Genomic DNA, 25,803 nt, shown 5'->3' with positions numbered 1-25,803 from the left:
CTGCCCTTTCCTGAGGCCGGGCGATTGAAATTGTGCTGCGCCGCGCCATAATACCGCAAAAGATCGCATGTTTCGCCATCCGGCATCCGACTTGCATGGATCTGCATCGAGCTTCCGTGCCGCCGGTCCGCCAGCCGGGGCGGGTCGATGCTGAAAATCCGCCGCATTTCTGCCGGAAGCGGAAGCGAACCATTGGCATGAACGGGATACCGCCCGCCGCGGCAGGAGAAATTGATTGTCTGCATTTGCTTCGTCGATTCGTTTGGCCCGCGCACGGCTCGTCGTGCTGCCGGTCGCCGCCCTCCTGGTTTCCGCCTGCACCACCACCACGCCCTATCTCGGCAAGAGCCTGTTCTCCGAGGCCCCGCCTTCGCCCTCCGCGCGCATCCTCGCCGCCCTCGACGGCGGCATCGTGGGCACCACCGAGGCCGACCTTTCCGACAATGACACCAAGCGGGCGCTGGAGGCGGAATACCGCACCCTCGAGGCCGCCCCCGCCGGCCAGCCGGTCATCTGGCGCGGCGACGACGCCAACGGCGAAGTCATGGCCGCCGCCCCCTACCAGGTCGGAACCCAGAACTGCCGCCAGTACTCCCACCGCATCATCGCCTCCGGCAAACAACTCCAGGCCCGCGGCTCCGCCTGCCGCAACAACGACGGCAGCTGGTCGCTGCTGTAAGGGGGATTGGCGCGGAGGAACGTGCCCCGCACGGCGTTGCGTTTGCCGAGCAGCACCCCCCTCTGTCCCCTGCACGGCGTTGAATTTGCCGAGCTGCACCCCCCTCTGTCCCTGCCGGGACATCTCCCCCTCAAGGGGGGAGATCGACATCGCGTTTTATGATTTCCTCAGACAACAAACGTCTCATTTGCTGAAACGGTGGCTGGGGACCGCCAAGATAACGGCATCCCGATCTCCCCCCTTGAGGGGGAGATGCCCGGCAGGGCAGAGGGGGGTACCGTACGTCAAACACGACGGTTTGCAGGGTAGAGGGGGGTGCGCATCCGCAAACGCGACGCCATACAGCGGCAGAGGGGGGTGCGGTGCGGCAAACCCGATGCCCTCACTCCTCCCGCATCAGCTCCTTCAGCCGGGCCTCTTCCTCGGGAGAGAGGGGCGCGGGGCCGGGAGTGGGGCGGGAGCGGCGAAGGGCGGCGGCGAGGAGGATGGTGCCGCCGATGAGGAGGAGGGCGGCCGGGGCGCCCCAGAGGAGGGCGGTCTTCAGGGAGAATCGCGGCTTCAGCAGCACGAATTCGCCGTAGCGCGAGACGACGTAATCGAAGACCTGCTCGTCGGTATCGCCGCGGGTGAGCCGTTCGCGGACCAGCACGCGCAGGTCCTTGGCAAGCTCCGCATTGCTGTCGTCGATGGACTGGTTCTGGCAGACCATGCAGCGCAGTTCGGCGGAGATTTTACGCGCGCGGGCTTCGAGCGCGGGGTCGGCGAGGATTTCGTCCGGATTGACGGCAAGCGCCGGCAGCGCGGAGAGCATCAGGAAGAAGGCGAGGGCGAGCTTGCGGATCATTCGGCCGCCTCCAGCCCGGGCGCGAGGGCGCCGCGATTGGCCGCCCGCCGCGGCGCGCCGACGCGCAGGCGCCGGTCGGAAAGCGAGACGAAGCCGCCCACCGCCATGATGACCGCGCCGAGCCAGATGCACAGGATGGTCGGCTTCCACCAGATGCGCACCACGATGCCGCCATCCGGGGTGGGATCGCCGAGCGAGACATAGAGCTGCGACAGGCCGAAGGTGAGGATGCCCGCTTCCGTCGTCGGCATCTGGCGCGCCACGTAGATGCGCTTCGAGGACCAGACATCACCGACGGTTGCGCCGCCCCGGCTGATGGTGAAATGGGCGCGGCTTTCCGTGTAGTTGGGGCCCTTGGCGTCCTTCATGCCGTCGAAGCGGAGCTGGTAGCCGCCCGCATCGATCACGCCGCCGGGCTTCGTCTCGGTGACCGTTTCCGTGGCAAAGGCCGAGACCGCGACGATGCCGATGACCGTGACGCCGAAGCCGAGATGGGCGAGCGCCGTGCCGAAGGCCGAGCGCGGCAGGCCGAAAAGCCGCCGGAAGGCCTGGTCCGTCGCCACGCGGCGGAAACCGGCGCGGCCCCAGAGATCGGCAAGCGCGCCGAAGACGATCCAGAAACCGGCGGCAAGGCCGAGGATCGCCATGACGGGACCGCCGTTTTCCGCGTAGTACATCGCGAGCGCCACCGCGAGCGCCGCCAGCACCGCCACGAACAGGCGCTGCGAGGCGCCCGCCAGATCGGCGCGCTTCCAGGCCAGCAGCGGCCCGAAGGGCAGCACGATCAGCAGCGGCACCATCAGGAGCCCGAAGCTGAGGTTGAAGAAGGGGGCGCCGACCGAGATCTTCTCGCCCGTCAGCGTTTCCATCAGCATGGGATAGAGCGTCCCGATCAGCACCGAGGCGGTGGCGACGGTGAGGATGAGGTTGTTGAGCACCAGCGCCCCCTCCCGCGAGATGGGGGCAAAGAGCCCGCCCGCCCGCAGCGTCCCGGCCCGGAAGGCAAAGAGGCTGAGCGCACCGCCGATGAACAGCAGCAGCAGGACCAGGATGAAGATGCCGCGCGTGGGATCGGAGGCGAAGGCATGCACCGAGGTGAGAACGCCCGAGCGCACCAGGAAGGTGCCGAGCAGCGACAGCGAGAAGGTGAGGATGGAGAGCAGGATCGTCCAGATCTTCAGCGCGTCGCGCTTTTCCATGACGAGTGCGGAATGCAGCAGCGCCGTGCCCGCAAGCCAGGGCATGAAGGAGGCGTTTTCCACCGGGTCCCAGAACCACCAGCCGCCCCAGCCGAGCTCGTAATAGGCCCAGTAGGAGCCCATGGCGATGCCGAGCGTCAGGAAGGCCCAGGCGCCGAGCGCCCAGGGGCGAACCCAGCGCGCCCAGGCCGCATCGATGCGGCCCTCGATCAGCGCGGCGACGGCAAAGGAGAAGCAGACCGAAAAGCCCACATAGCCGAGATAGAGAAGCGGCGGATGGATGGCGAGGCCCACATCCTGCAGCACCGGATTGAGGTCCTGCCCCTCGACGGGGGCGGGGTCCAGCCGGATGAAGGGATTGGAGGTCAGCACGATGAAGAGCGAGAAGGCCGCCGCAATCCAGCCCTGCACCGCCAGCACGAGCGTGCGCAGGCGCACCGGCAGGTTCGACGAGAAGGCCGCCACCATCGCCGAAAACAGCGTCAGGATCAGCAGCCAGAGCATCATCGAGCCTTCGTGATTGCCCCAGACGCCGGAGATCTTGTAGATCGCCGGCACCAGCGAATGGGAGTTCTGCCAGACGTTCATCACCGAGAAATCGGAGGTGAAATGGGCATGGGTGAGCACCGCAAAGGCAATCGCCACCAGCCCGAAGACCACGAGCGTGCCGATGGGGGCGAGCGCCATCAGCGCCGCATCGCGCTTCATGACGCCGTAGACCGGCACCACCGAGACGAGAAGCGAAACGACGAGCGAGATGACGAGGGCGAAATGGCCGAGTTCGACGATCATGGTGTCCTGGCCTCCTCGCCGCGCCACTCGCCCTGCTGCTTCAGCCGGTCGGCGACATCCTTGGGCATGTATTTCTCGTCGTGCTTGGCCAGCACCGTATCGGCGGTGAAGAGCTTGCCGTCCGCTCCGAAGACACCCTCCGCCACCACGCCCTGGCCCTCGCGGAAGAGGTCCGGCAGGATGCCCGTATAGGTGACGGGCACGAGGGTGCCGGTCGTATCGGTGACGGAGAAGGTGACCGTGGAGCCCTGGCCCCGCACGACGGACCCCGTGGCCACGAGCCCGCCGAGCCGGATGCGCGTGCCGGGCTGCACATTGGCCTTGGCGAGATCGCCCGGCACGTAGAAGAAGGACACCGACTGGCCGAAGGCGAACATCACGAGAAAGACGGCGGCCATGATGAAGGCCACCCCGCCGCCGATCACCGCCAGCCGCTTCTGTTTGCGCGTCATTTACATGCCTCCTGCGGCCGGAATGCCCATGCTGTCGGCCAGCGCCTTCAGCTGGCGTCCCTGGTCGGTGTCGGCGGGGAAGGTCTTCAGCGCGCTCGCGAGCGCATCTGCCGCCTTGTCCTTCATGCCGAGCACCGCATAGGAGCGGACAAGCCGCATCCAGCCCTCGAAATTGTCGGGTTCGTTCTTCAGGCGGGCCGAAAGCGTCTCGACCATGCCCATGATCATCTGCTGCCGGTCGCCTGCCTCCATGCCTGCGGCGGCGGCGATATCCGCCTCCTCGGGATTGCCCGGCGGTGCCGCCTCCGGCGAGGGCGCGGGCTTCGACGGATCGGTGGCGGCCACATGCCGGTCGACCAGCTCCAGATAGGGGGCATCCGCCGGGGCATCCTTGCGGATCGCCTGGAAGGCGGCAAAGGCTTCCGCCCGCTTGCCCTCCTGCTCGAGCTTCAGCGCCAGATAGAAGCGGGCGCGGGCATCGCCGGGGGCGAGCTTCAGCACCTCGGCCAGCTGGGCGGCGGCCTCGTCGCCCACCTTGCCGCCGTCAAGCGCGATCAGCGCCTCGGCAAAGCTGCCGGAGCGCTCCGCGGACGGACCCAGCAGCCGCACCGCATTGCGATAGGCCTCCACCGACCGGTCGAAGACCTGGTTGCGGTAATAGATCGGCGCGATCAGCTCCCAGCCCTGTCCGTCTTCGGGGTTCTGCAGCAGGTGGCGCTCCACCTTCGCGAGCAGGAGCTCGATGTTCTGCCCGGGATTTTCAAGCCGTGCCTCGAGCGGCTGGTCGGGAAGGCCGGGCGCGCCCGTGAGAAGATAGAGCGGCACGCCGAGGGCCGGAAGCGAGAGGATGACCAGCATTTCCGCCACGCGCCGGCGCAGCGGCCGCGTCTCGGTCCGATCCGCCTCCGCCTGGTCTCCCGCCGCAATCAGCCGGCGGCCGATCTCGGCGCGCGCATAATCCGCCTCCGCCGGCGAAATCAGGCCGTTGTCGAGGTCGCGGTCGATCTCCTTCAGCTGGTCGCGATAGACCGCCAGCTCCTTGGCCCGGTCATCGGCGCCGGAGACGGCTGCGCCCTTTCCGGCGCGCGACAACGGCAGGAGGAGAACGATCGCCACGAGGGCGGTCATGACGGCAACGGCGATCCAGAACAACATGGCCAGTCAGATACTAAAATGCGCGCCGCAATCCAATCGGGAATAGTCCGTATACGCGGATTTGAGGCGTTTGGCCGCAATTTGATTGAGGTCAAGGCGGAAAGGCAGGATTTCGGGGCGGGATGGGCCTAGTTGTCCGTAGCGAGCCCCATGTCCTCGCCCTCAAGCGGCGCGCTTGCCTCGGCCATCAGGCTTGCCCAGTCATCCGGCGGGCGGCCGCGCTCCAGCATCCGGGAAAACACCCGGTAGGCATCGGTCCGGCTTTCATAGGCGCGCTTCGTATCCTCGTCGTTGACCCAGGCGAGAACGATGATCTTCTCTTTTTCATGGAAGCGGAAGAAGAGCCGGTATTGCTGGACATATTTCCCGCGAAACCAGTGCCGGTAGGCGGGGCCAAGCGTGTCGCCCAGGCGAAAGCGCGGATCGGCGGGATTTGACGGGATCTCCACAAAGGCCATCCGGCGTGTCGCCGCCAGAAGCTTGGCGGCGCGGCGCTGCCGGTAATTTTCCGGGTCGGCGCGGCGATCGCGCTCCACATCGGCCATCATCTGCCGCAGGGCAGAGACAAAGAGCGGATGAAGCAGAACCGTCCAGCCGTTGATCTTCACGGATCAGGCGTCCGGCAAGGCGGCGTCGAGGTCGACCTGCACCCCGTCTGTCAGCTGGTCGATCTCGTCCAGCAGGCCGGGATCGGCCGCAACCAGATTGCCGCGGGCAAGATCTGCCGCAAGAAAGGCCAGAAAGGCACCGATGGCGGGGTCTTCATGAACCTCTTCCTGCTTTGGCTCGATCACGATTCGACCGTCCGACAGCAGGCGAAAGGTGATCGCCCCCTTGCTGACACCCAGCAAACGGCGGATCGGCGCAGGCACGGTGGTCTGGCCGCGTTCGGTAATTGTCGCGTCGATGGCAAAGGTGGTCGTTGGTGTCATGGCCTCGATCTCCCGTCTTCCGCGAAGGTAATGCATTTGCATTGTAACCACAAGGGCAGCCGTTCCGGGAGACGGAATGCCCATTTTTTTGGGCAATCGCCCATGAATATGGGCATTCCGATTCCTGTTCTACCGGGCCGAAAACGCCCTCAGAACCTGAGCGTCACCGTCAGGCCGGGATGGTCGGGGGAGGTGGGGTCGGTGTCGGCAAGGGTGATCGTGCCGCCATGCAGCATCATCACCGCCTCGGCCATGGCGAGGCCAAGCCCGGTGCCGGGTTTCGAGCGGCTTTCGTCGAGGCGCACGAAGCGTTTCATCACGTCGGCGCGCCGGTCTGCGGGAATGCCGCGGCCGCGGTCGGAGACCGAGAGCGCGACGCCCCCGCCGTCATGAGCGAGGCTGACCCGGATCAGCCGCTCGATGCCTTCGCCGTCGCCATACTTGATGGCATTGTCGATGAGGTTGGCGAGTGTCTGGCCGATTAGCTCGCGGTTGCCCTTGATGCCGATGCCGGGGGCGATCTGCGCCTCCAGCCGGAAGCCCGCCTCCTCGGCCACCGGCTCGTAGAGTTCCACGCAATCGGCGGCGATGGCGGAGAGATCGAGATCGGTCAGCGAGGCAGCCTGCGAGCCCGCCTCCACGCGCGAGATCATCAGCAGCGAATCGAAGGTGCGGATGATCTGGTCCGCCTCCGCCTGGATGCCCTCGAGGCTTTGCCGGCGCGCCTCCTCGTCGCCGGCGGCGAGCGCCTCGTTGGCGCGGTTCTTCAGCCGGGTCAGCGGGGTCTTCAGATCGTGGGCGATGTTGTCTGAAACCTGCCGCAGCCCCTCGTTCAGCCTGCCGATCCGCTCCAGCATCTCGTTGAGCGAGAGGGAGAGGCGGTCGAATTCGTCGCCGGAGCCGGAGACCGGCAGCCGCTGGGCGAGATCGCCGGCCATGATCTTCTTGGAGGCGTCGGAGATGCGGTCGATCCGCCTCAGCGCGTTGCGGCCGATGAAGAACCACAGGATCAGCGCGCCGACCCCCATCACGCCCACGGTCACGAAGATCGCGCGGCGCACCAGAAGCCTGAGCGCCCCCGGTTCGGCAAGATCGCGGCCGACGAGGATGCGCATGCCGTTGTCGAGGAAGACGATGCGGGCGATCGCCACCCGCGGCGGATGCTGGCGCGCCTCTTCCTGATAGCGGCGATAGGCGAAGGGTTCCGCCGTCCAGCCTTCCCGGTCGAAGATGCCGGGCGGCACGGAGGCGACGTTGCCGGCGAGAACCTCGCCCGCCGGGCCGGCGATGATGTAGAGGTTCGCCCCCGGCTGGCGGGCGCGGATATCCATCACCCGGGCCAGCTGGCCGATCCCGCCGCGCTCATAGGCGCGTTCGATGGCGGAGACTTCCTGGTTCAGCGATTCCCTGATCTCGGTGATCAGCAGCCGTTCCGACATCGCGGTGACATAGAGCACCAGCGCGCCGGCGGCGAGCGCGAACAGCAGGATGAACAGGGCGGACAGGCGCACCGCCGTGGACAGGAAGAGCAGGCGGAAACGCGACATGGCGGCTTGTCCTCAGTCCCCGTCCTTGATCATGTAGCCCGCGCCGCGGATCGTCTTGAGCAGCGGCGGGCTGCCCGGCTTCTCGATCTTGCCGCGCAGGCGCGAGATATGCACGTCGATGACATTGGTCTGGGGATCGAAATGATAGTCCCACACATGCTCCAGCAGCATGGTGCGGGTCACCACCTGGCCGGCATTCTTCATCAGATATTCGAGCAGGCGGAATTCGCGCGGCTGGAGCATCAGGTCCCTGCCGGCGCGGCGCGCGGTGTGGGAGAGCCGGTCGAGCTCGAGATCGGCAACGCGGTAGACCATGTCCTGCTCCGGCGTGCCCTTGCGCCGGCCCAGCACCTCGACGCGCGCCAGAAGCTCGCTGAAGGCATAGGGTTTCGGCAGGTAATCGTCGCCGCCGGCGCGCAGCCCCGTCACCCGGTCGTCCACCTGGCCGAGCGCGGACAGGATCAGCACAGGGGTGTGCACGCCCTTGCGGCGCAGCTCCGCAATCACCGACAGCCCGTCCCGGCGCGGCAGCATCCGGTCGATCACCATCACGTCATAGCTGTTCTCCAGCCCCATGAAGAGGCCGGCCTCGCCGTCGCTCGCATGATCGGCCACAATGCCCGCCTCGCGGAAAGCCTTCGCCAGATAGGCCGCAGCCTCAAGGTCGTCTTCGATGACAAGGATCTTCATGGCCGCAATCTTAGCGTCCCCGCCGGCCTTTCGGCAATCCTGCGCTTCGCTGTCCATGGTGGAACTCCTCGGGTTCGGGTGGGGCGGGGTGGGGTGTTCGGGGTGTTGCCTCGCGCGGCGTCGAGTCTGCCGTGCGGTACCCCCCTCTGTCCCTGCCGGGACATCTCCCCCTCAAGGGGGGAGATCGAGGGTGCCTCGCGCGGCGTCGAGTCTGCCGTTCTGCACCCCCCTCTGCCCCTGCCGGGGCATCTCCCCCTCAAGGGGGGAGATCGACCGTGGGTTTTGTGGTTTCCCCTCACAACAGGCGTTTCATTTGCAGAGACGTTTGCGAGGGACTGCCCACTTAAACCCCATCCCGATCTCCCCCCTTGAGGGGGAGATGCCCGGCAGGGCAGAGGGGGGTGCGGTACCTCAAACTCGACATAGTGCGAGGCAGAGGGGGGTGCGGCGCCGCAAACACCCCGCCGCCCGGGGTAACGGGGGGCGGGAGCCCCCCGGAGTGCCTTATCCCTTGTTGGAGATGTCGAGCGCGATGAAGCGGGTGCCTTCCTGGCTTTCGACCTGGAAGAGGGCCTTCGGGCGGCCCTGGTTGCGGGCCTTGTCGATGACCTTTTCGATGTCCTCGGGCGTCTTGACCTCCTGGTTGTTGACGGAGGTGATGGTTTCGCCCTGCTTCATGCCCTTGTCGGCGGCATCGGAGACGGGGTCGACGTCGGTGACGGTGACGCCGGTGCCGTCCTCGGCCGGTGCGACCGAGAGGCCGAGGCCGGCGAGCGCCTTGTCGGTCGAGGGCTGGGTCTGCTCGTCGCCCTGCTGCTCGTCCGCCTGCGCCTGGGTCTGGTCGGCGGGAAGCGCGCCGAGCGTCAGCGACAGCACCTCGCTCTTGCCGTCGCGCCAGATGGTCACTTCGGCCTTGGAGCCCGGACGGAAGCCGGCGATGCGCTTGGCGAGATCGCGGGCGTCCTTGATCGGCTCGCCGTTGACGGCGGTGACCACGTCACCCTTCTTCATGCCGGCCTTCTGGCCGGGCGAGCCTTCCTGCGGGGCGACCACCAGCGCGCCCGAGGCCTCGGACAGGCCGAGCGAGTCGGCGATGTCGCGGGTGACGGGCTGGATCTGCACGCCGAGCCAGCCGCGCGAGACCGAGCCGTTCTTGATCAGGTCGTTGACCACGCCCTGCGCCACCGTGGAGGGGATGGCAAAGGCGATGCCCACATTGCCGCCCGAGGGCGAGAAGATGGCGGTGTTGATGCCCACCACCTCGCCGGAGAGGTTGAAGGTCGGGCCGCCGGAATTGCCCTTGTTCACGGCCGCATCCACCTGCAGGTAATCGTCATAGGGACCGGAGCCGATGTCGCGGCCACGGGCCGAGATGATGCCCGCGGTCACCGTGCCGCCGAGGCCGAAGGGATTGCCGACCGCGACCACCCAGTCGCCGACGCGGACCTTGCTGTCATCGGCGAACTTGACATAGGTGAAGGTGCGCTTCGCCTTGTCATCCACCTTCAGCACGGCGAGATCGGTGCGGCTGTCCTTGCCGACCAGCTTGGCGTCGAGCTCGGTGCCGTCGTTCATCACCACCGTATAGGCCTCGCCGTCGGACACCACGTGGTTGTTGGTCACCACATAGCCGTCGGCGGAGATGAAGAAGCCGGAGCCCTGGGCGGTCGGGCGCAGATGGCCCTTGCCATGCGGCATCTTGTGGGGATTGCGCCGGCCATTGCCGTCACCGTCGAAGCCCGGGCCGCCGAACTCCTTGAAGAAGCGCTTCAGCGGATGATCGTCGGGCAGCTGGTCGAAGCCTTCGCCGCCGAAATTGAAGGAGAAGCCGTTGCCGTTGTCGGCGGTCTCGTCGATGTTCGTCTGCACGCGGACGGACACGACCGCCGGGCTGACGGCGCCCACCACATCGGCAAAGCTCGGCACCTGCGGCGCCTGCACGGCCACCGGATCCGCATGCGCGGCGATCAGACCCTGCGGCACCCCGGAGACGATCACACCCGCGGCAATGATGCCGGCGGCGGACGCCTGAAGAGCGGATTTCACGGAAAATAGACCCTTGATGCGCGTGATCATGTTCATCTGCCTTCTCTTGCTGTCGACCCCGTCCGGCGGGGCCAGTGTTCGATGATGAAGATATAGGTGCCGTCACCTTACGAAGAACTGTCCGCAGCATGAATTCTTCGTAATGTTGATGGTTCCGGAAAAGGTGGAGAGGGGTGGGTGCGGCCTGTTTGCAGGGCGTGGAGTTTGACGAGGTGCACCGCCCTGTGGCCTGCATGGCGTGGAGTTTGACGCACCGCACCCCCCTCTGGCCTGCCGGCCATCTCCCCCTCAAGGGGGGAGATCGGGATGGGGATTCTTGGGGAAGTCCCCAGCCAACGTATCTGCAAATGAAACGCTTGTTGTTTGAGGAAATCAAAAACCGCAATGTCGATCTCCCCCCTTGAGGGGGAGATGTCGGCGAAGCCGACAGAGGGGGGTGCACATCGGCAAACGCGACGCCGTGCGGGACAGAGGGGGGTGCAGCACGGCAAACTCAACGCCCCGCCAGCCGCCCCTCCGCAGACACGCCGCCTCTCGACGGCGCGGCAGGGGGCCTGCTACATCTCGGGCGAAGCAGTGTGCCGGGGAGGATGCGCGGTTGGACATGGCGAGCCTGAAGGATATCACGTCCCATCCGTTGCGGCCGATGAGCCAGGCGGAGGTGAAGTCCGTGCTGTCCGACCTGAGGGACATCGCGAAAACCGAGCCGGTGGTGGCGGCGTTGGTTGCGGGCGAGGGGGTGCTGAAGGATTTCGTGGTGGCGGCCTTCACGCTCTCGCCCTTCCTGCGCGAGGTGCTGAACCGCGATCCCGGCCTGCTGGTGCTGGCGCTGACGGAGCCGCTGGAGCCGCAGCTCGAACGGCTGGTCGGGGAGGCGCGCAACAGCTGGCGGCCGGATGCGGAGGGGCGCGAGCCGTCCGAGGCCGAGGTGATGGCGCGGTTGCGCCGGGCCAAGCGCAGCATCGCCTTCCTGGTGGCGCTCGCCGATCTCGCCCGCCTGTTCGACGGCCGCAAGACCACCGCCTGGCTGACGCGGCTTGCCGAAAGCTCGGTGGCGGCGGCGATCGATCATCTGCTGCTGGCCGCAGACGGCGGCAAGATCACGCTGAAGAACCGGAACAATCCGAGCGAGGGGAGCGGCCTGATCGTGCTCGGCATGGGCAAGCTCGGCGCGGGCGAGCTCAACTACTCCTCCGACATCGACCTCGTGGTGTTCTTCGACATCGCCGCCGGCATCGTCGGCGATCCGCTGGATGCGACGGAAATCTTTGCCCGGATGATGCGCCGCCTGATCCGCATCATGCAGGAGCGCACGGCGGAGGGCTATGTCTTCCGCACCGATCTGCGCCTGCGCCCCGATCCCGGCTCCACGCCGCTTGCCGTGCCGGTCGAAAGCGCGATGATCTATTACGAGGGCCGCGGCCAGAACTGGGAGCGCGCCGCCTTCATCAAGGCCCGCGCCATCGGCGGGGATATCGCCGCCGGCGAACGCTTCCTGCGCGATCTCGTGCCCTTCGTCTTCCGCAAGTACCTGGATTATGCGGCGATTGCCGACATTCACTCGATCAAGCGGCAGATCCACGCCCACAAGGGCCATGGCACGATTGCGGTCAAGGGCCACAACATCAAGCTCGGCCGCGGCGGCATTCGCGAGATCGAGTTCTTCGCCCAGACCCAGCAGCTGATCGCCGGCGGGCGCATGCCGGCGCTGCGCTCCCGCGCCACGGAGGAAACCCTTCACCGCCTCGCCGAGGCGAAGTGGATCGACGAGGCGACGGCGAAGGAACTCACCGAATGCTACTGGTATCTGCGCGACGTGGAACACCGGGTGCAGATGGTGCGCGACGAGCAGACCCACCTGCTGCCGGAAACGGAGGCGGAGCTGAAGCGCATCGCCTTCATGCTCGGCTATCCGACGACGGCGGCCTTTTCCGAGGCGCTGGTGGAGGTGCTGAAGCGGGTGGAGCGCCGCTATGCCCGGCTGTTCGAGCAGGAAAACCGGCTTTCCACCGGCACCGGCAATCTGGTCTTCACCGGCCAGAACGACGATCCCGACACGCTGGAAACCCTGTCCCGGCTCGGCTTTTCCCGCCCCTCCGACATTTCCCGCGTCATCCGCACCTGGCATTACGGCCGCTACCGCGCCACGCAATCGGTGGAGGCGCGCGAGCGGCTGACCGAGCTGACGCCGGAGCTCTTGCGCGTCTTCGGCGAGAACAAGCGCGCCGACGAGGCGTTGCTGCGCTTCGACAGCTTCATCTCCGGCCTGCCGGCGGGCATCCAGCTCTTCTCGCTGCTCTCGACCAATCCGACGCTGCTGTCGCTGATCGTCACGATCATGTCGTCTGCGCCGCGGCTTGCCGACATCATCGCCCAGCGGCCGCATGTCTTCGACGGCATGCTGGACCCGGGGCTGCTTTCGGAGCTGCCGACCCGCGAATACATCGAGAACCGGCTGACCCTCTTCCTTGCCGGCGCGCGGCACTATGAGGAGATCCTCGACCGGCTGCGCATCTTCGCCGCCGAACAGCGCTTCCTCATCGGCATCCGCCTGCTGACCGGCTCGATCAGCGCGGAGCTTGCGGCGCGGGCCTTCACCCATCTCGCCGACCTCATCATCGCGGCGGCGCTGGATGCGGTGCTGGCCGAGGTGGAACAGGCGCATGGCGTCTTCCCCGGCGGGCGCGTGGCGGTGATGGGCATGGGCAAGCTCGGCAGCTTCGAGCTCACCGCCGGCTCCGACATCGACATCATCCTTTTCTACGACTACGACGACAGCGCAGCGGAATCGCAGGGGCCGAAGCCGCTCGATCCGATGCGCTACTTCACCCGCATCACGCAGCGGCTGATCGCGGCGCTCTCGGCTCCGACGGCCGAAGGCATCATCTTCGAGGTGGACATGCGGCTGCGTCCTTCCGGAAACAAGGGCCCGGTCGCCACCCGCATCCAGTCCTTCGAGAAATACCAGCGCGAGGAAGCCTGGACCTGGGAGCACATGGCGCTGTCACGCGCCCGGCTCGTCTGCGGCGACATCTCGCTGCGCAGGGAAGCCGACGCCATCATCGCCAAGGTCCTCTCGCGGCCCGGCGACATCGACAGGATCTCCGCCGATGTCCGCGAGATGCGCCAGCTGATCGAGACCGAGAAGCCGCCGAAGGACATCTGGGACCTGAAGCTCATTCCCGGCGGGCTGATCGACATCGAGTTCATCGCGCAATATCTGACGCTCGTCGCGCCGCTGAAGGGCATTCCCCTTCCGCCCCGCGGCCTCGATACCGCCGAGACGCTGAAGGCGGTCGGCGGAACGGCGATGGAGCCCGGCGACCTCGACACCTGCCTCGAGGCGCTGCGCCTCTATGGCGCGCTGGCGCAGATCACCCGGCTTTCCATCGACGGCCACTTCGACCCCAGGGAAGCCCCCGCCGGCCTCATCGATCTCGTCTGCCGCGCCGGCGACTGCCCCGACATCAAGACCCTGGAAGGCGAGGTGAAGCGGCTGTCGAAGGCGGTGCGGAAGGTGTTCTCGGCGGTGGTGAGGGCCTAGTTCCGTTCATTCTTGAATTATGAAAAACATTTGCGTGAACCGGGGGTGCATCTTCCCAAGCGCTTGGGTTTTTGATAGGATCAAGAATGCCGACTGTGATGCGGATCGGCGGATACCGGGTGGTCATCTATCTCAAGACCACCGACCTGCCCATGTTCATGTATTGGGCGAGGATGGATCTGCCGTATTCCCCCTCAATTGTTACAGGGGGCCGGTGGAACTCCGGGAAAGCCAAGGTTTGACGCGGATCGAGGCGCGCCGGATCTGTCTGCTTCTGGAGGACGCAGTGCAGGCGCTTTGCAGCGAGTGGAGACGCTACCATGCCGATATCTGACGAAAACTGGGAGGTTGCCGTCGCAAGAGGAGCGCAGGTGGCAAGGCGCGCCGCGACGGCGGTGGCTTATGAGCCCGCACGCCGGGCAATCATCTTGGAATTCGAAGACGGCTCCTTCTTCGGTGTCCCGGCTGACCGGCTGGAAGGGCTTCGCGATGCGAGCGAGACGGCCCGCGCCCATGTCCTGCTCCAGGGAGGTGGAACGGGTCTTCATTGGCCCGATCTCGATCTCGACTTTACGGTCCTTGGCCTTCTCGACGGCGTTTTCGGCACCCGCGCCTTCATGGCAAGCCAGCTGGGTGCTGCCGGCGGCCGGGCGCGCAGCGCCGCCAAATCCGCTACCGCCCGCGAAAACGGCCGCAAGGGCGGCAGGCCGAGGAAGAAGGTGATTTCTGACGCCTGACTGACTTCTTACCCTGCCCGCAGTCTTTCCAGCTCTTCGGGATGTTTCTCCAGCAGGCGGAAGAGATTGACCACCGCGGGGGAGGGTTCCACAGCGCCGGTTTCGTAGCGGGAAAAGGCATTATGCCCGCCGCCGGTGACGGCATGGCGGGCATCCGCCTATCCATGGCCCATACTACCCCAAAAGGGTAATTCGGCGAGGGATCCGTCCACTTCGGATCGCTTAACGAATCCTTACCAATTTTCGCTGGACAAGCCGAATCACCAGTGATTCATTAGGACAGATTCGCGGGGCGGCAATTCCCGAATCGACACGAGGAATCAGGGTTTTGACGATGATGGACGTGCGGCGGGCAACCGCGGCCGATGCTCGGCTGCGTTTCAAATTTCCGGACCGTGAGCAGGGGCTCGAGCGGCCCGATGTCGGCGCAAGACTGTTTTCCGAGCCTGTGGCGGCGCAGCTTTCGCGGCTGGAGCCGCTGCTGAAGCGGGCGATCCCGATCCTGATCGTCGCCTTCCTGATCGTCGTCGCGATTGCCCGCGTCGCCGGCATCCTGTCCCAGCAGACCCGCATCCAGGAAGCCGCGCGCGACAGCGTGGCCCTGTCCGCAGCCCTTGCCGCCAGCGCCTTTGCCGGCACGCCCGTCGATCTCTCCGATCACGGCGCGGTGGAAAAGCGGCTCCAGGCCGTGCTGCCGCAGGACCGCATGGCGCCGGGCACCTTCGTGCTGGTCGTCTCCGCCACCGGCCGGGTGACGGGCGCATCGGCCGCGGGCGAGGGCTTCGTCGGGCGCAACATCTTCAGCCTCATTCCGGAAGTGGCCTCCGCCGAGCGCTTCGACGGCCATGCCGGCATCTTCGAAACCACGATCGGCGACGTCGCCCATTACGCGACGCTGGTGCTTGTCGGCGACAAGGGCGACTTCCTGCTCGCGGCGCGGTCGCAGGCGGCGATCAACGATCTCTGGCGCGAGGAAATCGCGCTCAACGTCACGCTTTTCGCCGGCATTTCCTCCATCCTGCTGGTCATTCTCTATGCCTATTACAACCAGGTGAAGCGCGCGCGGGATGCCGACAGCATCTTCCTCGAAAGCAACCTGCGGGTCGAGCTCGCGCTTTCGCGCGGCCGCTGCGGCCTGTGGGATTTCGATTTCGCCAACCGCCGGCTCTACTGGTCGCGCTCGCTCTACGAGATGCTCGGCATGCCTCCATCCGACCAGTTCCTCTCCTTTGCCGATGCGGCGCGGCTGATGCATCCCGAGGACGACAATCTCAGCCAGCTGGCCCGCGCGGTCGCCAAGGGCGATTCCCGCCATGTGGACCGCGTCTTCCGGATGCGTCACGCCCAGGGGCATTATGTCTGGATGCGCGCCCGCGCCCAGGTGATCCGCAATCCCTCCGGCCGCGTGCACATGATCGGCATCGCCATGGACGTCACCGAGCAGCACCGGCTCGCCCAGCGCTATGCGGAGGCCGACCAGCGGCTGGCGGACGCCATCGAATGCACCTCGGAAGCCTTCGTCCTCTGGGACAAGCATGACCGGCTGGTGATGTGCAACGCCCATTACCAGCAGGCCTACGGTCTGCCCGACAGCGTGCTGGTGCCCGGCACGGAGCGGGCGGTGGTGAATGCCGCGGCGGCCCGCCCGGTCATCGAGCGGCGGCTCGCCGACGACAGCAAAGGCGGCCTTTCGCAGACCACCGAAGTGCAGCTCGCCGACGAGCGCTGGCTGCAGATCAACGAACGCCGCACCCGCGACGGCGGCCTCGTCTCGGTCGGCACCGACATCACGCAGCTGAAGCGCAACCAGGAGCGCCTGCGCGAGAGCGAGCGCCGCCTGATGGCGACGATCAACGACCTCTATACCTCCCGCCAGACGCTGGAGCGCCAGAAGGCCGAACTTTCCACCGCCAATGCCAATTACCAGGCGGAAAAGGAACGCGCCGAGGCCGCCAACCGGGCGAAATCGGAATTCCTCGCCAACATGTCCCACGAGCTGCGCACGCCGCTCAACGCCATCCTCGGCTTTTCCGACATCCTGCAGAACCAGATGTTCGGGGCGATCGGCTCGCCGAAATATCTCGAATATTCCAGGGACATTCACGAGAGCGGCAAGCATCTGCTCAACGTCATCAACGACATCCTCGACATGTCGAAGATCGAGGCCGGGCACATGAAGCTCAGCCGCGAGATCATCGATCTCCAGCCGCTGGTCGAGGAAAGCCTGCGCTTCACCGCCATCCCCGCCGCCCACAAGGGCATCTACATCGACCAGCGGGTCGAAACCGGCCTCACGCTCAATGCCGACCGGCGCGCCATGAAGCAGATCCTGCTCAACATCCTCTCCAATGCGGTGAAGTTCACCAACGAGGGCGGCCGCATCGCGGTCCGCGTGCGCCGCATCAACGGCCGCGCCGTCTTCACCATCGCCGATACGGGCATCGGCATCCCCAGAAGCTCGCTCGCCAAGATCGGCCAGCCCTTCGAGCAGGTCCAGAACCAGTATGCCAAGAGCCGCGGCGGCTCCGGCCTCGGCCTCGCCATCTCCCGCTCCCTCACCATGCTCCACGGCGGCATCATGCAGATCCGCTCCCGCGAAAGCTGCGGCACCGTCATCACCCTGAAGATCCCGTGTTGTTTGACACGATACTCCGGAAAACCGGGAACATGCGGGAATAACCGGGAATTGGTGGGAATACAATGAGTTAACTGACGGATGGCAGGAACAACGCCTGTCCGGAAAAAAGATCGAAAAACTGCTAAAAGAGCCCCATTTTCCGCTTTATGGTCGAGCGACTGCAGTTTCTTTGAAAACACTTTGAAAAATTGACTGAGGCTTTGAAGCAGCTTCAAATCACTGATTTTTCAGCTATCAATTTAAGTTATAACCTACTAAAGTTTTTTGCTCTCTGAGCTTCATCATTGGACAAATGCCAAACGCCAAAATCAACTCAGTTGAATCCATAAATATCAATGACATGGACAATTCACTAATCAATGAAGTGCATCCAACCCGTGATAAACCATGACCAGGGCAACCGCATCTCGGGAAGGTCTCCTTACGCGCTTGGGAAGGTATAGAGGGAGCAGCTCATAGGCAACAGCGAAGCTACCCCTGGCCCGCGTTTTTAACAGCCTGAGAAACGGCAGAAGCCAAACAGGCGTCACGTTCGGGTATGCAACCAGTTGTTGTGCTTCTCGGCGCGTAAGAGGCATGAGCGGCTTCCGGTTCTTGAAAGGTTAGGCGTTATATCCTTCCTCAGTTCGACCAAGCCGTGAACGTCTAATTGAGCCGCTTATTCGGACATGAAAAAGGGCGCGGTCCAATAGGCCGCACCCTCTATCTCGCTCCTGGCAATCAAGCCGTTTTCTGACTGAACGGATCGCCGCGCAGCTGGTCCAGGATACGCTCTACTGCGGACCGCTCGATTCTAAGGATTTGCGAGATTTGCGAAACTGAGTGCCCCTCCCCGAAGAGCCGCCTGGCGGTATCAGCGCGATAGGCCTGTACTGGCGATGCAGAGAAATCGGCTTGGTGATCCAGCTGGCCTGTCTCCGCATGCGGCACCTCAGCAGAGGGCACCGTAAGGTCCACATCAGCTATTTCGCGCCAGATTTTCATCTCAAGCCAAGGCAGCAAGCTTCCAACCGACAACAAATGTCTGTCGTCACCGGCTTTCTCAAGAAGCGCCATAGTGTAATTTCCCACCGCCGAGCCGTAGAGACGGCAGGTTGCACTGTCCCACTCGTGCATTTTGCAGTAGTCCATGTCCACGCCTGATGCGCTGTATGCAGCACACACCATTAATGAAACATGCTCGCGGAGATCGGGATCGTACGGCTTGCTGACAAACCGTCCCTGCTGCATTTGCTCGATCTCGATACGAGCGTTATCAAGTGCTTCGTCTAGGTGCAACATCGCCAGCTGGTGGATCAGGTGCACACCTTTGGAATAGACAGAGAAGTCGTCTGCGCTTTCCATCACAACGGCCACCATCGCCGCATGAGCACGCAGCATTTCCTGCGCAGCATCCACATCTCTTTGAATGCGCTTCCCGAGACGTTCAAAGGGCGGGCTGGATAACAGCCGTGGCACTCCCTCAGGTGCTTGGCGCTGTTTCTTGGACGCAGTTGTGCTATTGCTGTCTACAGCTTCGGGCATGAGGGGTACTCCTTTGCCTGTGGTTAGGCCGTGCGAGGTGTTGCGAGCACCTTGCGCGGCCGCTTGAAATGTAACTCCTAAGGCTATACACTGACACCAGTCACATTGCAAGCCTAAGGCTATACATGCCAGACATTAACCGAACCAAGACTGCGCAGCTCAACATTCGGATAAAACCGGAGCTTAAGGCTGTTGCAGATAAAGCGGCCTCTGATGACCATCGATCACTCACGTCGCTGATTGAGAAACTTCTCACGGATTATCTGCGGGAAAAGGGTTATTTGGATGGCTGAACTGCGCCGCGTTGCCATACCAACAATCTACGTGGGCGAGCGGCAGCGCCCCATAGATCACGGCCATGCGATGGCAATTGCAGCATCAATGGAGCAGCGCGGGCTAATCAATCCTATTACAGTGCGGCGAACACCTCACCAGAACAACGGGTCCACACCTTGGACCCTGGTTGCGGGAGGGCATCGCCTCGAAGCCGCCAAAATAAACGGCTGGACTGAAATTGACGTTATTCTTGTCTCGGCCGATGCAGTTGAAGCCGTGTTAATCGAACTGTCCGAGAACATCTTTCACAATGACCTGACTGCGATGAATCGCGCTATGTTCGTGGCCAAATTCCGCGAGATGTGGGAAGAAGCGAACGGGCAGATTGTTAAGGGAGGAGATCGGAGATCGAAGCGCGCAAAGTGCCAGGATGACACATTGATTTTTGCTCCTGGTAAAACGCTCGCAACTGAAGTGCAGAGGCGGCTCGGCATAGAGCGGAGAACTTACTACCGGGCGCTCACTATCGCTCTTCACCTACATCCGGACCTCAGGAGTGCCATTCGCGGCACCAAAAGTGAAGATGATCAACGGGAGCTGCTGAAGCTCGCGAAGCTCGACCCAGAAACTCAGATGAAAATCGCGGCGGCGATGCAAGAGGGCGCTGACTTGAAGGCAGCATTGAACCTGCTCCAACCGAAGTCGGCGCGCAATGTCATCGAAGTCGAGGTTGAAACCTATCTGAAAAAGAAAGCAGCGCTGGAGCGGTACCATGCAGACATGTCGCCAGCAGCTAAGCGTCTCCTAGAAGAGCGGTATGGCTCTTGACACGGATTCTTGTCGGGGCGTCTTATCGTCCTGCAAGTTGCTCTCTGGGGTTTCGTATGAATAAGGCATCAGATTTCGAACGGCAGATGCAGGAGCGCTTTAGCATCACTCCGGTAAAGACAAGACTTCTCTTGAGAATTGCCGAAGGCCTGACAGAAGACCTACGGAACGCGTTGCGCGGCAGTACGGTCGCTAGGGACATGGACGCCCTCCTGGTGCTCACGCGACTTTGCGCCAAAGACCAGCAGCGATTGGCGAAGGTGGCAGGCAGATTGCTTTCGTCGGAGGAGGCGGTTCAACTGGTCGCCAAGGGGCAAATTCAACCCGTCCTGGACTACTGCACTAGCGCTCAATGGCTGGATCGCTGATCTGCCGCCGACGAAATCGATTTCGAGGCACTTTCAAAGCCCGCTGACGGCATCAGTTGACATGTGCAGCCTCGTGATACCCGCGACGGGATAAACGCGTCTGAGGGCCGTTCTAAAACGGGCGCACAATCTCCAAAAAAAATCGCCAATGGCTGACAGTTGTCAGGGGGTGTCATCGGTCAGTCCCCTGCTACTGAAATCGTGCAAGGCTGCTGATCAGTGTTAGTAGCCTTCTGAGGAGTCTGGAGCTTGCCAGGAGACTTCGCAACCTCCTGGGGCGAATTGGCACCGTGCCGCCGCCTCGTCAAAAGCTTAGCGCCTCTACGGTGGCGGTTTTCGGGTTTGGGCTTCCTCAGGAAACCGCCACCCCTTCAGAGAGAACCATATGCAAGACGAACCAACAATCAAAGTTACCGTCAGAACCCCGCAATCGAAAGACGACGCTGAGGATTTCTTGGTCGAGGAGATCCTAATGCCGCCATTGGAAAAATGGCAAGAGCTCGACAATAGCAGGCCTCCTGCACCCGCATCGAAAGAGAATGCGAACCAAGGCCACGCCGCTCCCTTAAGGGCAGTTGAGCGGCCAATTGCAAAGCTGAGTTTCCTGAAACCAGTTGTAACGGAAGTTCCGCTCGAGTTTCCCTTCGAACACCCCGATCTCGGTGCCGTGCACATCGTAGCGGTACAGCGTCTCACCGTCGGGCAAGTAGGAGACATTCTCGACGCACGACAGAACGGCGCTCCCGATCTGTTTGACATTTATGCTGCTATGACCGGCCTGTCGGCTGAAGTTCTGCGCGGACTTGAGGCAGGCGATGGCGAGCGCGTTACGGGAGCCTGTTTTGATTTTTTGCCCCAACTGTTGCGGCCAGCTCAATCGGGATGACACGAGTTGTCATTGAGTTGTCGGCGTGGCGCTCAGTCATGGCGCGGGTTTCAAACAGTTTTTCCACATCGCTCGACACATTGAGAGCCATGCCTTGGGACGAAGCTTTGCGGTGGTATCCGGAAGCGCAGGCGGTCTACTCTGAGACTTGGGGACGAAAATGAAAGATCTTGATGTTTCGCTTAGACTGCGAATGGTCAATCAACTGTCCCGTCCGGCTAATGAAGCTGAGCGAGACCTGAAGGACATCAAGGAAGCGGCAGACCGAATTGGCCGTTCGAATGGCGCTGATCGGCTCAACCAGGATATACGTATAATTGGCCGCACCGCGGACAATGCGCAACAGAGTATCCGCGGGATTGGCGTAAGCTTGCAGGGCGTTGCGGGCGACGCCAGAGGCGCTGCAACAGCGATTGGCCGAATCAAGACAGAAGCCACGGAAGTCCGATCCGCCCTTTCCACCTTGGACAACGGCAGTCTTAATGGGCTGAAATCCGACGCAGCCAACGCGAAACAGGCCATCACTGAGATAGGCGCAGCAGCTGACGCAGCGCAGGCAAAGCTCCGCCAACTGAAAAGCGGTCCTCTTACCATGACGCCTCCAGGCGGGCGCGTGACGATGGCGGATGGACCATGGCGACCGCACACAGGAGGTTTGGCAAGTGCGGCAGAAGGTGCGCTGGACCAGTTCGGAGCACCGGTAGCACTCGGAGCAGGCGGTGCCTATTTGGTGGGGGCTGTTCCCGCCGCAGTAGCAGTTGCCGGTGGTGAGGCAATCCGCCGATCTGCTGCAGACGAGTTCACGCTCGATCAGATCCAGAACACGGGCGGTTTCAGCGACGAGGAAAAGAAGCGCTACGATTTCGAGCTGGGAAAGGTCGGTGCGAAATACGGTGTTGGGAAGCAAGGCGCGATGCAGGTCTTCGGATCGCTTCAGGCGGGTGGGATGGAGCACGAGAAAGCATCCGCCATGATGGAAAGCGTTCTTCGCTTTGCCAAGGCAACCGGCTCCGACCCTGTGGATGCCGCGAAAACTGCAACTGCCCTGAGCAATCATATGAAGATTTCGGCAGAGGGTCTCATGGCGGTATTCGACATGATGGCCGTGGGCGGGAAGGAAGGGATGTTTGAAATCCCCGATATGGCTAAGAATTTCCCGTCAATGCTCGCAGCGCTCGCGGTGGTTGGCTCGAAAGGCCCGAGCGGTGTCGCGCTCGCAACCGCCATGATCCAATCCATCAACAACAGCGCTGGCTCGCCGGATCAGGCCAAGACGTCCTTCGAGGCCATGCTCGGAGATATGTTAGCTCCGGAGGTCACAGACCGTGCCAAGAAAGATTACGGTATTGATGCATTCGCCATTCAGACGAAGGCAAAGGAGGACGGCGAAGACCCGACACTTGCCCTGATAAAGGCCTACAAGAAGGCGGTCGGCGGCGATCAGGAGAAAATGCGCAGCCTCTTCCGAAATAGCACAAGCTTCGGCGCACTTGCCGCAGTGTTCAAGGACCTCGACGCCATCGAGGCGCTGATGAAGAAAATGGAGGATGCGAAGGGCACGATTGACAAGGACTTCGGCAACGCAACCGACAACCTGTCCTCTCAAAGCGAGCGCCTCTCAGCAAATGTCGGGCAGGACATAAAGGATCTGGCCGCCCCGCTGCTCCCATATCTCACGAGCGTTGCGCGCTTCATCTCGCAGGCCATGGAAGACCGCAGGGAGAATCCGCAAAAAGACCCGCTGTCGCTTGTGCCGAATGCGCCTCTGTTTCAGGAGGGCATCCGGCTGTGGCTGCAAAATACCAGTTCCAAGCCAAAGGGACCGTCTCTTATCGACCGCTTCCTATACGGTAAGGCTGCGGACCCGGAATTTGATGCGAAGAAGCACTTCGGCATCGACCTGAGACCCTCTGCCGAGAGCTCTATGCAGGGCTACACGCAAGGGCTGGCAGAACAGGGGGCCAAAGCCGAACAGGAGGCACAAGGCATTGCTGAGCGGATCAAGGCTCTGCTCGGCTTCACTGTTTCGCCCGTCATCGCTCCGACCTATGTCGATCCTGGTGCAGCTGCTGCGCCAGCGGCAACTCCCGCGCCTGCAACACCGTCGCAAAAGAACACCTTCAACCAGACGATCACGTCGCCCAATTCAAAGCATGCCGCCGTTCAATCCGCCCGCGAAATCCGTCGAGCGCAGGCGAGGACGCTCTACGACACCGGGAGGCGGCTCGCATGAAAAAACAGCGCCTTATCGCTTATGCCGGTGCCGAAGACAAAGAATGGGCGGTCGTGACACAAATACGGGAGCTACTTGGAGATGACGCTGCGGAAGAATTAGCGACCATTTGCGGAGGGGAGAGAATTAGGCTCCCCTCACCTGCAAAGCTGACGCCCGAGCATCCACTGGCCTTGCGACTTGGATACCAGCTCGCACGCCGCATCGTTGATACAATTTCACCCGCCACCGGCGTCAGCAGCTTCTATGTGCCGAAGTTGCTTCCTATACGGCTCTCTCGGTTGCTGAGAGAGGATGGCCTAACCAGCAGAGAGATTGCTCAAAGATTGATGATCTCACAGCGTACGGTGTTTCGCTATAGGCAGCGCTTCAAAGAACAGAAAATTCAGGTTGGCGAGCCTTCGCGACCCCGCTCGCCGCCACTTACAAAGCAAGCCGAACGGGGCCGGCAAATCGTTGAGACCCTCCTGGCTGAGGGTCACTCGCCGTCGCAAATTCGCGACATTTTGAACGTGCCTGGGGAAGTTATTCTCACCATTCGGGCGCACCTCCACAAGGAAGGAAAGAGTTAATGCTTATCAGCAGGCAGAACCTTGATCTCGTATTCAAGGGTTTCCAGACAGTCTACAAGGCCAGCTTCGACGGCACCTCCAGCTACAAAGACACGCTGGCTATGGCCGTATCCAGTCAGTCACGAGAGGAGCAGTATGGCTGGCTCGGTCAGTTCCCCGCGCTGCGGAAATGGATCGGCGACCGGCAGGTGAAGGCCCTGACTTCTCATGGCTTCACGATCAAGAACGAGAAGTTCGAGAGTACTGTAGCCATCGATCGCGACGACATTTCGGACGACAGACTTGGCATCTACGCGCCCATGTTCTCTGAAATGGGGCGCGTCTCGAAACAACACCCCGATACGCTGATCTTCGACCTGATGATGAAGGGCTTCGAAACCGAGTGTTTCGATGGTCAGAACTTTTTTGACACTGACCACCCCAAAGACCCGCACACAGGTGTGACGGAATCGGTTTCGAACATGCAGGCCGGCAGCGGTCCAGCCTGGTATCTTTTTGATCTCAGCAAAATCATCAAACCGATAATCTGGCAGGATCGGGAGCCTTACGAATTCCAGACGGTCAATGACGACAGTGAGACGGGCGTCTTCATGTCGGATAAGTACCTCTACGGCATCCGCGCTCGGGTGAACTGCGGCTTTGGCATGTGGCAACTTGCGTTCGCTTCAAAGGCCCCGCTGAACGCGGAAAACTACGCCGCAGCGCGCGCCGCCATGTCGGCGTTTGAGGGCGATCAGGGCCACAAGCTGGGGATTACGCCGACGCACCTGATTGTTCCCACCTCGCTCGAAACCGAAGCGCGGACCTTGCTGATCGCTGACGAGATCGACGGAAGTTCCAACATATGGAAGGGCAGTGCCGAGATGATCGTAACTCCCTGGCTGAGCTAAAGGAAGGACCGGCCCATGGAGATCATCTCTGGTTTTGTCACCTTCGCAGCCGAGTTAACCAACGGCGATATCCCCGAATGGGTGAAGATCGCCCCGCGAGGCCGCGTCACGGCTCGCGACGGCAGAGTATTTGACGTTTCACCAGAAGCGCTGGTTGATCGGTTCAAGTCAGAGGGAATTTCAATTCCTGTCGATCTTAACCATGCGACCATTTTGAAAGCAGGCCGGGGTGAAGAATCCCCGGCATATGGATGGATAGAAGAGCTAGAGGCGCGGCCAAATGGGCTGTACGGGCGCGTAAAATGGCTAGCTCGCGGAAGGGCGATCCTGGCTGAACGCTCACACCCCTTTCTATCTCCGGCTTTTGGGGCAACGGACGAAAAAGGTCGAACCGTGTGGCTTCACTCCGTCGGCTTAGTCGCGACACCCGCCTTAGTCATGCCCGCCCTCGCGTCCGCCCAAACCCATAAGGGAGCACCTACGAACATGACAAACTCCAAACTTGCCGAAGCGTTGGGTCTCTCTCCCGATGTGTCTGAAAGCGATATATTCGCTGCTGTTGCCGATCTGAAAGCAAAAGCCAGTAGCACAAGCAACGTCATAAGCAGCGCCTCCGAAGCGATGGAGGTGCTGTCCGCAGAGGTGGGTAAAGCCAGGAGATCACGGATCGAGGCTCGTGTAGATCAAGCCATCAAAGCAGGCACTGCTACGCCTGCGCTCCGCGATTTCTGCATCACTCTTGCCGACCTCGACGAAGGGATGTTCGAGCAGTTCTGCGCGAAGATGGGTACTCCCTTTGCCTACCTTTCGACCCCTGCTATCACCAACGAACAAGAAGCTCGGTTTTTGGAACAGCGACCGAAAGAAACAAGCGTTACGATGTCGACGGATGCTCAGCGTTTGGCCGCTCAGCTCGGCATTGACGTTAAGTCGATCCTTTAAAAAGGCTCCGCTGGGGCTTGCCCTAGATC

General features: G+C 62.7%; 21 protein-coding genes and 2 pseudogenes. 12 read left to right on the top strand and 11 right to left on the bottom strand.

Going from position 1 to position 25,803, the window contains the following annotated elements:
- The first annotated feature begins 235 nt into the window (after nucleotides 1–235).
- Nucleotides 236–679: a hypothetical protein gene (locus GGR23_RS14440; RefSeq protein WP_246365431.1), complete on the top strand. Its 444-nt coding sequence runs from the start codon at nucleotides 236–238 to the stop codon at nucleotides 677–679.
- Nucleotides 680–1,061: 382 nt separating this feature from the next.
- On the opposite strand, the gene GGR23_RS14435 is transcribed toward GGR23_RS14440, so the two are convergent.
- The 9 genes from GGR23_RS14435 to GGR23_RS14395 form a co-directional block, all read right to left on the bottom strand.
- Complete coding sequence (locus GGR23_RS14435; RefSeq protein WP_183367000.1) at nucleotides 1,062–1,523, bottom strand: cytochrome c-type biogenesis protein; 462 nt, start codon at nucleotides 1,521–1,523, stop codon at nucleotides 1,062–1,064.
- Complete coding sequence (locus GGR23_RS14430; protein WP_183366999.1) at nucleotides 1,520–3,514, bottom strand: heme lyase CcmF/NrfE family subunit; 1,995 nt, start codon at nucleotides 3,512–3,514, stop codon at nucleotides 1,520–1,522. The genes GGR23_RS14435 and GGR23_RS14430 overlap by 4 nt, the downstream gene beginning before the upstream one ends.
- Nucleotides 3,511–3,966, bottom strand: a complete 456-nt coding sequence (gene ccmE, locus GGR23_RS14425) for a cytochrome c maturation protein CcmE (protein ID WP_183366998.1) — start codon at nucleotides 3,964–3,966, stop codon at nucleotides 3,511–3,513. Before ccmE ends, GGR23_RS14430 begins: the two co-directional genes overlap by 4 nt.
- Entirely contained in the window at nucleotides 3,967–5,121 is a 1,155-nt protein-coding gene (gene ccmI, locus GGR23_RS14420) for a c-type cytochrome biogenesis protein CcmI (RefSeq protein ID WP_183366997.1), read from the bottom strand.
- Nucleotides 5,122–5,249: 128 nt separating this feature from the next.
- Entirely contained in the window at nucleotides 5,250–5,729 is a 480-nt protein-coding gene (locus GGR23_RS14415; RefSeq protein ID WP_343066686.1) for a type II toxin-antitoxin system YhaV family toxin, read from the bottom strand.
- A 3-nt stretch (nucleotides 5,730–5,732) separates the two neighbouring features.
- Nucleotides 5,733–6,053, bottom strand: a complete 321-nt coding sequence (locus GGR23_RS14410) for a type II toxin-antitoxin system PrlF family antitoxin (protein WP_183366996.1) — start codon at nucleotides 6,051–6,053, stop codon at nucleotides 5,733–5,735.
- 149 nt (nucleotides 6,054–6,202) lie between these two features.
- Nucleotides 6,203–7,600, bottom strand: coding sequence for a sensor histidine kinase (locus GGR23_RS14405; protein ID WP_183366995.1), 1,398 nt, complete (start codon nucleotides 7,598–7,600; stop codon nucleotides 6,203–6,205).
- 12 nt (nucleotides 7,601–7,612) lie between these two features.
- Nucleotides 7,613–8,347 (bottom strand): response regulator transcription factor, encoded by a 735-nt coding sequence (locus tag GGR23_RS14400; protein ID WP_382341774.1) that lies wholly within the window; start codon nucleotides 8,345–8,347, stop codon nucleotides 7,613–7,615.
- Between the two features lie 447 nt (nucleotides 8,348–8,794).
- Nucleotides 8,795–10,366: a Do family serine endopeptidase gene (locus GGR23_RS14395; RefSeq protein WP_382341813.1), complete on the bottom strand. Its 1,572-nt coding sequence runs from the start codon at nucleotides 10,364–10,366 to the stop codon at nucleotides 8,795–8,797.
- Between the two features lie 574 nt (nucleotides 10,367–10,940).
- On the opposite strand from GGR23_RS14395, the gene GGR23_RS14390 reads away from it, so the two are divergent.
- From GGR23_RS14390 to GGR23_RS14380, 3 genes are read left to right on the top strand one after another with little or no spacing between them, the layout of a single operon-like run.
- Complete coding sequence (locus GGR23_RS14390) at nucleotides 10,941–13,880, top strand: bifunctional [glutamine synthetase] adenylyltransferase/[glutamine synthetase]-adenylyl-L-tyrosine phosphorylase (protein WP_183366993.1); 2,940 nt, start codon at nucleotides 10,941–10,943, stop codon at nucleotides 13,878–13,880.
- A 19-nt stretch (nucleotides 13,881–13,899) separates the two neighbouring features.
- Entirely contained in the window at nucleotides 13,900–14,214 is a 315-nt protein-coding gene (locus tag GGR23_RS14385) for a DUF4160 domain-containing protein (RefSeq protein WP_246365428.1), read from the top strand.
- Nucleotides 14,201–14,617, top strand: a complete 417-nt coding sequence (locus tag GGR23_RS14380) for a DUF2442 domain-containing protein (RefSeq protein WP_183366992.1) — start codon at nucleotides 14,201–14,203, stop codon at nucleotides 14,615–14,617. Before GGR23_RS14385 ends, GGR23_RS14380 begins: the two co-directional genes overlap by 14 nt.
- Before the next feature lie 8 nt (nucleotides 14,618–14,625).
- On the opposite strand, the pseudogene GGR23_RS23465 reads toward GGR23_RS14380, so the two are convergent.
- Nucleotides 14,626–14,748, bottom strand: a pseudogene (locus GGR23_RS23465) (type II toxin-antitoxin system MqsA family antitoxin); the annotation flags it as partial.
- 203 nt (nucleotides 14,749–14,951) lie between these two features.
- On the opposite strand from GGR23_RS23465, the pseudogene GGR23_RS14370 reads away from it, so the two are divergent.
- Nucleotides 14,952–17,249: pseudogene (locus tag GGR23_RS14370) on the top strand (PAS domain-containing sensor histidine kinase); the annotation flags it as partial.
- Between the two features lie 726 nt (nucleotides 17,250–17,975).
- Here the strand turns inward: GGR23_RS14370 and GGR23_RS14365 are convergent.
- Nucleotides 17,976–18,779 (bottom strand): helix-turn-helix domain-containing protein, encoded by an 804-nt coding sequence (locus tag GGR23_RS14365; protein ID WP_183366991.1) that lies wholly within the window; start codon nucleotides 18,777–18,779, stop codon nucleotides 17,976–17,978.
- A 285-nt stretch (nucleotides 18,780–19,064) separates the two neighbouring features.
- Between GGR23_RS14365 and GGR23_RS14360 the strand changes: the two genes are divergently transcribed.
- The 7 genes from GGR23_RS14360 to GGR23_RS14330 all read left to right on the top strand — a co-directional run bounded on the left by GGR23_RS14360 (nucleotide 19,065) and on the right by GGR23_RS14330 (nucleotide 25,774).
- Entirely contained in the window at nucleotides 19,065–19,883 is an 819-nt protein-coding gene (locus GGR23_RS14360) for a ParB N-terminal domain-containing protein (protein ID WP_183366990.1), read from the top strand.
- 56 nt (nucleotides 19,884–19,939) lie between these two features.
- Nucleotides 19,940–20,251: a hypothetical protein gene (locus tag GGR23_RS14355; RefSeq protein WP_183366989.1), complete on the top strand. Its 312-nt coding sequence runs from the start codon at nucleotides 19,940–19,942 to the stop codon at nucleotides 20,249–20,251.
- A gap of 385 nt (nucleotides 20,252–20,636) precedes the next feature.
- Nucleotides 20,637–21,137, top strand: coding sequence for a hypothetical protein (locus GGR23_RS14350; protein WP_183366988.1), 501 nt, complete (start codon nucleotides 20,637–20,639; stop codon nucleotides 21,135–21,137).
- A 160-nt stretch (nucleotides 21,138–21,297) separates the two neighbouring features.
- On the top strand, nucleotides 21,298–23,370 hold the full coding sequence (locus tag GGR23_RS14345; protein WP_183366987.1) for a phage tail tape measure protein: 2,073 nt from the start codon (nucleotides 21,298–21,300) through the stop codon (nucleotides 23,368–23,370).
- The gene (locus GGR23_RS14340; protein ID WP_183366986.1) at nucleotides 23,367–23,942 is read left to right on the top strand and encodes a helix-turn-helix domain-containing protein; all 576 of its coding nucleotides are present in this window, start codon (nucleotides 23,367–23,369) and stop codon (nucleotides 23,940–23,942) included. Before GGR23_RS14345 ends, GGR23_RS14340 begins: the two co-directional genes overlap by 4 nt.
- Complete coding sequence (locus tag GGR23_RS14335) at nucleotides 23,942–24,832, top strand: Mu-like prophage major head subunit gpT family protein (protein ID WP_183366985.1); 891 nt, start codon at nucleotides 23,942–23,944, stop codon at nucleotides 24,830–24,832. The genes GGR23_RS14340 and GGR23_RS14335 overlap by 1 nt, the downstream gene beginning before the upstream one ends.
- Before the next feature lie 15 nt (nucleotides 24,833–24,847).
- Nucleotides 24,848–25,774 carry a phage protease gene (locus tag GGR23_RS14330; protein WP_183366984.1) on the top strand — a complete coding sequence of 309 codons (927 nt, stop codon included), beginning with the start codon at nucleotides 24,848–24,850 and terminating at the stop codon, nucleotides 25,772–25,774.
- Nucleotides 25,775–25,803: the final 29 nt, after the last annotated feature.

The sequence above is a fragment of the Gellertiella hungarica genome, assembly GCF_014197145.1.
Lineage (GTDB): Bacteria > Pseudomonadota > Alphaproteobacteria > Rhizobiales > Rhizobiaceae > Gellertiella > Gellertiella hungarica.
Note: the sequence above shows the minus strand (reverse complement) of the source record. Positions and strands in the feature narration are given on the sequence as shown.